General features: G+C 74.2%; 4 protein-coding genes and 1 pseudogene. All 5 read left to right on the forward strand.

The genetic code is table 11. The features are described from left to right. Positions 1–2,669, forward strand: a 2,669-nt coding sequence (gene infB, locus E4099_RS26845) for a translation initiation factor IF-2 (protein ID WP_135341711.1), incomplete at its 5' end; no start/stop codon positions are given. 201 nt (positions 2,670–2,870) lie between these two features. Further along, positions 2,871–3,167: a DUF503 domain-containing protein gene (locus E4099_RS26850; RefSeq protein WP_135341712.1), complete on the forward strand. Its 297-nt coding sequence runs from the start codon at positions 2,871–2,873 to the stop codon at positions 3,165–3,167. 116 nt (positions 3,168–3,283) lie between these two features. Next, the gene (rbfA, locus tag E4099_RS26855) at positions 3,284–3,733 is read left to right on the forward strand and encodes a 30S ribosome-binding factor RbfA (RefSeq protein ID WP_135341713.1); all 450 of its coding nucleotides are present in this window, start codon (positions 3,284–3,286) and stop codon (positions 3,731–3,733) included. After that, entirely contained in the window at positions 3,730–4,671 is a 942-nt protein-coding gene (truB, locus tag E4099_RS26860) for a tRNA pseudouridine(55) synthase TruB (RefSeq protein ID WP_135341714.1), read from the forward strand. Before rbfA ends, truB begins: the two co-directional genes overlap by 4 nt. Before the next feature lie 276 nt (positions 4,672–4,947). Beyond that, positions 4,948–6,790: pseudogene (locus E4099_RS26865) on the forward strand (hypothetical protein); the annotation flags it as partial.

Raw genomic sequence — 6,790 nt, forward strand, 5'->3', positions numbered from 1 at the left:
CCCCGGCGCCGTCCCAGCCCGAGTTCACCGCCCCGCCGGCGGCTCCGCAGGCCCCCCGGCCCGCTGCCAAGCCGAGCGGTCCGGGCAAGCCCGGCGGCACCCCCGGCCCGCGCCCCGGCGCCCGTCCGGGTGGCCCCGGCCAGGGTCGTGACCAGGGCGCTCGCCCCGGTGCCCCGCGCCCCGGCGGCCAGGGTGCGCCGCGCCCCGGTGCCCGTCCGGCCGGCCCGCGCCCGGGCAACAACCCCTTCACCTCCGGCGGCTCCACCGGCATGGCGCGCCCGCAGGCGCCCCGTCCGGGTGGCGCGCCGCGCCCCGGCGGTCCGCAGGGCGGCCCCGGCGGCCCGCGTCCGCAGGGCGCCGGCCAGGGCGGTCCCCGTCCCCAGGGTCCCGGCGGCGCTCGCCCGACCCCCGGCGGCATGCCCCGTCCGCAGGGCGGCCCGCGTCCCGGCCCGGCCGGTCCGCGTCCCAACCCCGGCATGATGCCGCAGCGTCCGGCTGCCGGCCCGCGTCCCGGCCCCGGTGCCGGCGGTCGCGGCCCCGGCGGTGCCGGCCGTCCCGGCGGTGCCGGTCGTCCCGGTGGCGGCGGCTTCGCCGGTCGTCCCGGTGGCGGCGGTGGCCGTCCGGGTGGCGGCGGCGGCTTCGCCGGTCGTCCCGGTGGCGGTGGCCCCGGCGGCGGTGGCGGCGGCTTCGGCGGCCGTCCCGGCTTCGGTGGTCGTCCGGGTGGTCCCGGTGGCCGCGGTGGCACGCAGGGTGCGTTCGGCCGTCCCGGCGGTCCGGCGCGTCGTGGCCGCAAGTCGAAGCGGCAGCGGCGCCAGGAGTACGAGGCCATGCAGGCCCCGTCCATCGGCGGCGTGATGCTGCCGCGCGGCAACGGCCAGACGGTCCGGCTGTCGCGTGGTGCCTCGCTCACCGACTTCGCGGAGAAGATCAACGCCAACCCGGCGTCGCTGGTCCAGGTGATGTTCAACCTGGGCGAGATGGTCACCGCGACCCAGTCGGTCTCCGACGAGACGCTGCAGCTGCTCGCCGACGAGATGAACTACAACGTCGAGATCGTCAGCCCGGAGGAGGAGGACCGCGAGCTGCTCGAGTCCTTCGACATCGAGTTCGGCGAGAACGAGGGCGGCGAGGAGATGCTCGTCGCGCGTCCGCCGGTGGTGACCGTCATGGGTCACGTCGACCACGGTAAGACGCGACTGCTGGACGCGATCCGCAAGACCAACGTGGTCGCGGGCGAGGCCGGCGGCATCACCCAGCACATCGGTGCCTACCAGGTCTCGACCGAGGTCAACGGCGACGAGCGCAAGATCACCTTCATCGACACCCCGGGTCACGAGGCGTTCACCGCCATGCGTGCCCGCGGTGCGAAGTCGACCGACATCGCGATCCTCGTGGTGGCGGCCAACGACGGTGTGATGCCGCAGACGGTCGAGGCGCTGAACCACGCCAAGGCGGCCGAGGTGCCGATCGTGGTCGCGGTCAACAAGATCGACGTCGAGGGCGCGGACCCGACCAAGGTGCGCGGTCAGCTGACCGAGTACGGCCTGGTGGCCGAGGAGTACGGCGGCGACACCATGTTCGTCGACATCTCCGCCAAGCAGGGTCTGAACATCGACTCGCTGCTGGAGGCCGTGGTCCTGACCGCGGACGCCGCGCTCGACCTGCGGGCCAACGCCGAGCAGGACGCGCAGGGCATCGCGATCGAGGCCCACCTGGACCGCGGCCGCGGCGCCGTGGCCACCGTGCTGGTGCAGCGCGGCACCCTGCGGGTCGGCGACACCATGGTCGCCGGCGACGCGTACGGCCGCGTCCGGGCGATGCTCGACGACAACGGCAACGCGCTGGAGGAGGCAGGCCCCTCGACCCCGGTCCTGGTGCTCGGTCTCACCAACGTGCCCGGTGCGGGCGACAACTTCCTCGTCGTGGACGAGGACCGCACCGCCCGCCAGATCGCCGAGAAGCGCGCCGCGCGCGAGCGCAACGCCGCCTTCGCCAAGCGCACCCGCCGGGTCTCCCTGGAGGACCTGGACAAGGTGCTCAAGGCCGGCGAGGTCCAGCAGCTCAACCTCATCATCAAGGGCGACGCGTCCGGTTCGGTCGAGGCCCTGGAGTCCTCGCTGCTCCAGCTCGACGTCGGCGACGAGGTCGACCTGCGGGTCCTGCACCGCGGTGTGGGTGCGGTCACCGAGACCGACATCGACCTGGCGACCGGCTCCGACGCCATCGTCATCGGATTCAACGTGCGCGCCGAGGGGCGTGCCACCCAGATGGCCGAGCGCGAGGGTGTGGACGTCCGCTACTACTCGGTCATCTACCAGGTGATCGAGGAGATCGAGGCGGCCCTGAAGGGCATGCTGAAGCCGGAGTACGAAGAGGTCGAGCTGGGTACGGCGGAGATCCGCGAGGTCTTCCGCTCGTCCAAGCTGGGCAACATCGCGGGTGTCATCATCCGCTCCGGCGAGGTCCGGCGGAACACCAAGGCCCGTCTGCTGCGCGACGGCAAGGTCGTGGCGGAGAACCTCACCATCGAGGGTCTGCGCCGCTTCAAGGACGACGTCACCGAGATCCGCGAAGGCTTCGAGGGCGGTATCAACCTCGGAAACTTCAACGACATCAAGGTCGACGACGTCATCGCGACCTACGAGATGCGCGAGAAGCCGCGCGGCTGATCCGTACCCCAGGGGGCTCCGGCCCCCTGGGGAGCGCTCGAGTCGGGGCCGGTCGACGGGCCCTCTCCAGCCGCGAAGGCGGCGCAGGAGGGAGTATTTCCGTCGATCGGCCCCGGCCGTTGCGTGTACGGTGCTGAATGTTCCTGCCAAAGCGTGGCGGGAACCCCGCGAGTGCCCCACGGGTGGCTTTACCCGCTCCATATGTATGTAGGGACGCTGTCCTTCGACATCCTCCTCGGCGACGTACGGTCGTTGAAGGAGAAGCGCTCCGTCGTCCGGCCGATCGTCGCCGAGCTCCAGCGCAAGTACGCGGTGAGCGCGGCGGAGGTGGGCGACCAGGACGTGTACCGCCGGACCAGGATCGGCCTGGCGGTCGTGTCCGGGGACACGGAGCACCTCAGAGACGTACTGGACCGGTGCGAGCGCCTCGTCGCCGCCCGGCCGGAAGTGGAGCTGCTGTCGGTGCGGCGGCGGTTCCACGGCGAGCATGACGACTGAGCGCGTCAGCGACGCCGACCGTGCTGATCCGGGAGCCGCAACACCCAGCGGCGCCGCCGCGGGCTCCCGGGCCCCAGCCGAGAACAGATCGTGGAACACAAGAAGGAGACGGACCAGTGGCCGACAATGCGCGGGCGAAGAGGCTGGCGGACCTCATCCGGGAGGTGGTCGCCCAGAAGCTGCAGCGCGGCATCAAGGACCCCCGGCTCGGTTCGCACGTGACCATCACGGACACCCGGGTCACCGGTGACCTGCGGGAGGCGACCGTCTTCTACACGGTCTACGGCGACGACGAGGAGCGGGCCAGCGCGGCGGCCGGACTGGAGAGCGCCAAGGGAATCCTGCGCTCCGAGGTCGGGCGCGCGGCCGGGGTGAAGTTCACTCCGACCCTGACCTTCGTCGCCGACGCCCTGCCGGAGAACGCCCGGACCATCGAGCACCTGCTGGACCGGGCGCGGGCCTCGGACGCCAAGGTCCGCGAGGCCTCCTCCGGCGCCGCGTACGCCGGTGAGGCGGACCCGTACCGCAAGCCGGGCGACGACGAGGATGGCGCAGCCGCCGAATGAAGCGTTCCGGACACGTGCCGGACGGCCTTGTCATCGTCGACAAGCCGTCCGGCTTCACTTCTCACGATGTCGTCGCCAAGATGCGCGGCATCGCCCGCACCCGACGGGTGGGCCACGCGGGCACCCTCGACCCGATGGCGACCGGCGTGCTGGTGCTCGGCGTGGAGAAGGCCACCCGGCTGCTCGGGCACCTGGCGCTCACCGAGAAGGAGTACGAGGCCACCATCCGGCTCGGCCAGACCACGGTGACCGACGACGCCGAGGGCGAGGTCACCGGTGCCGCCGGAGCCGCGGGCGTGCGGCTGGAGGCGGTACGGGACGGCATCGCCGCGCTGACCGGCGAGATCCAGCAGGTCCCGTCCAAGGTGAGCGCCATCAAGATCGACGGGAAGCGGTCCTACTCCCGGGTCCGCGAGGGCGAGGACTTCGACCTCCCGGCCCGCCCGGTGACCGTCTCCTCCTTCGTCCTGAACGGCCACCGGGAGGCGGTGGCCGAGGACGGCACCGCGGTGCTCGACCTGGACGTCACCGTGGTGTGTTCCTCCGGCACCTACATCCGGGCGCTCGCCCGCGACCTGGGCGCGGCCCTGGGCACCGGAGGGCACCTGACCGCGCTGCGCCGTACCCGGGTGGGCCCCTATGACCTGGCGGCCGCCCGGACCCTGGACCGGATCCAGGAGTCGCTGGAGATCATGCCGATCGCCGAAGCGGCCGGGGCGGCCTTCCCCCGCTGGGACGTGGACGAGGAACAGGCCCGACTGCTCGGCAACGGGGTCCGGATCAAGACCCCGGGCTTCGCCACCGCGAAGTCGCACGGGGCCGACGGAGCGGACGGGGCCGCTGCCGGCCCGATCGCCGTCTTCGGTCCGGACGGCCGGTTCCTGGCGCTGATCGAGGAGCACCAGGGCAAGGCGAAGATCCTGGCCGTCTTCGCCTGACCACCCGATGGCCGGTATCAGCCGTCGGAAAGCACTCCATGGGGCGAGTGCGGGGTACACACCCCGTCACTCGCCCCACTGCTGTCTCAGCCGTTACCCGCGCCAGCGCTGAATTCACCCCTTCGGGCAGGCGCTCGATGTGAACGGCGGGGGTGCAGGGGGGCGCGTTCGGCCAGAGCCCTGGTTCGTCGATCACCCGCTGCCTACGGTCGGAAACACAGGGGCACAAGGGTGCGAACACGCGCCCGCCGCCCTCACCGAGCGGAGGCAGACGGGGTGCTAGCACCGGACGATGTGGACCGCGCCCTGGTCCACATCCGAGACCTGGCGGGGCGGCCCCGGGGCGTCGGCTTCCTGGCCGACACCCACGGCACCCTGGTCACCAGCCACGAGACCGTGGACGGGCTGGCCCGACTGGTGCTCCACGCGCCGAGCGGGCTCACCTGCCTGGTCGAGTCCGAGGCGATCACCCCGCTGCCGGACGTCGACCTCGCCCTGGTACGGACCACCGGGCTGGACGTGACCCCCCTGGCCATCGCGGCAGCCGACCCGCTGCGGCTCGGCGCCCCCGTATGGCTGCGCACCGGCCGCTGGCTGGTGGCCAGGATCGCCGGCGCCGGCCCGGTGACCTACGCCGCCACCGACCGCTTCCGGCTGGTCGCCGGCGCCTTGGAGCTGGTGTCGCACGACGGCGGCGCCCTGCTGCCGGAACCGGGGCCGGCCCGGGACGGGGAGACCGCCGGCGGCCCGGTGCTGGATGCCCGGAACGGCTCCGTACTGGCCGTCCTCGGCACCGCCCTGCAGACCGGGCACCGCGCGGGCGGCTTCGCCATCCCCCTGCGCGCCGCCGCCGCGGCCGACCCGGGCGGCCCGCTCGCCGCCCTCCTGGAGCGCAACGGCGCCACCGTCCCGGCGTACGGACGCGACCTCAACCTGGCCGGAGTGCTCCGGCTCACCGCGACCTCCCTGCCGCCCGGGGAGCCGCCGCCGGCCACCGGTGTTCCGGCGCGCCCCGGTGCCCTCGACCTCCGCCCCGTGGAACGGCCGGGGATCAGCGCGGAGTTCGACCGCTTCACCGACGGTGCGGACGCGGTGGTGCTCGCCCTGGTGGGCGACCCCGGCACGGGGCGCAGTACGGAGCTGGCCCGGCTGGCCGCCCGGCGCTCCCAAGGCGATGTGCCGGGGCCGGTGATCTGGCTGCGCGGCGCGGACCTGCGCCCGGACGACCGCGACCTGCGGGACGCGGTGGAGCGGGTGCTGGCCACGGCCACCCGCGTCGTGCGCGCCGCCCGGGAGCGGGAGGACCGGGACGCCGCGGACCGGGCCCTGGACGCCGGGGCCCCGCGTCCCCTCGGCAGCGTCCCCGAATACGCCCCTGCGGGCGAGGAACCGGGCGAAGGGCCGGGCGAGACACAGGACAAGACACCGGACGAGGAGGACTGGGCCTGGTGGGCGGGCGCGGGCCTTGCGCCGGATCTCCGTGAGGACCTCGCGGACGACTCGAGGAGACCGGCCGCGGAGGCGCCCGGCCGGGTACTCGCGCCGGACTGGGACTCCCCGCCGGACGGGGCGGACCCCGCTCCCGTGGACGACGGGCCCCAGCTCGAGGAGACCAGCCCGGAGCAGGTCGCGGCCCTGGCCGGCGCGGCGGGGCGACCGCTGCTCGTCCTGCTGGACGGCCCCGAGGAGATGCCCCCGCTGCTCGCCCATCGGCTGACCGAATGGACGTGGGGCACCGCCGCCTGGCTCCGCGAGGCCCGGGCCCGGCTGATCATCGGGTGCGGCCCCGAGCACTGGGAGCGGGCCGGGGACCTCTTCCCGGACGGCACCTTGCACCGTCCCCGGCAGGCGCTCACCCCCTCGGCGGGTGCCCCGGCCCGGCCGCTGCCCGACTGCCTGCGGCTGGGCGATCTCACCCCTCGGCAGGCGGAGCGCTGCCAGTCGCGGTACGGGCTGCCCCCGGCACCCGCGGCGGGCCCGGACGCCCGGCATCCGCTGGCCCTCCGCCTGCTCGCCGAGGTACGCGCCGCACTCTGCGAACCCGAACCCGAACCCGAGCCCGGGGCCGACGCCCGGACGGGGGGCAGGACGGGGCGGGACGGAGCGCTGGATCGCGCGC

Source organism: Streptomyces palmae (assembly GCF_004684805.1).
Lineage (GTDB): Bacteria > Actinomycetota > Actinomycetes > Streptomycetales > Streptomycetaceae > Streptomyces > Streptomyces palmae.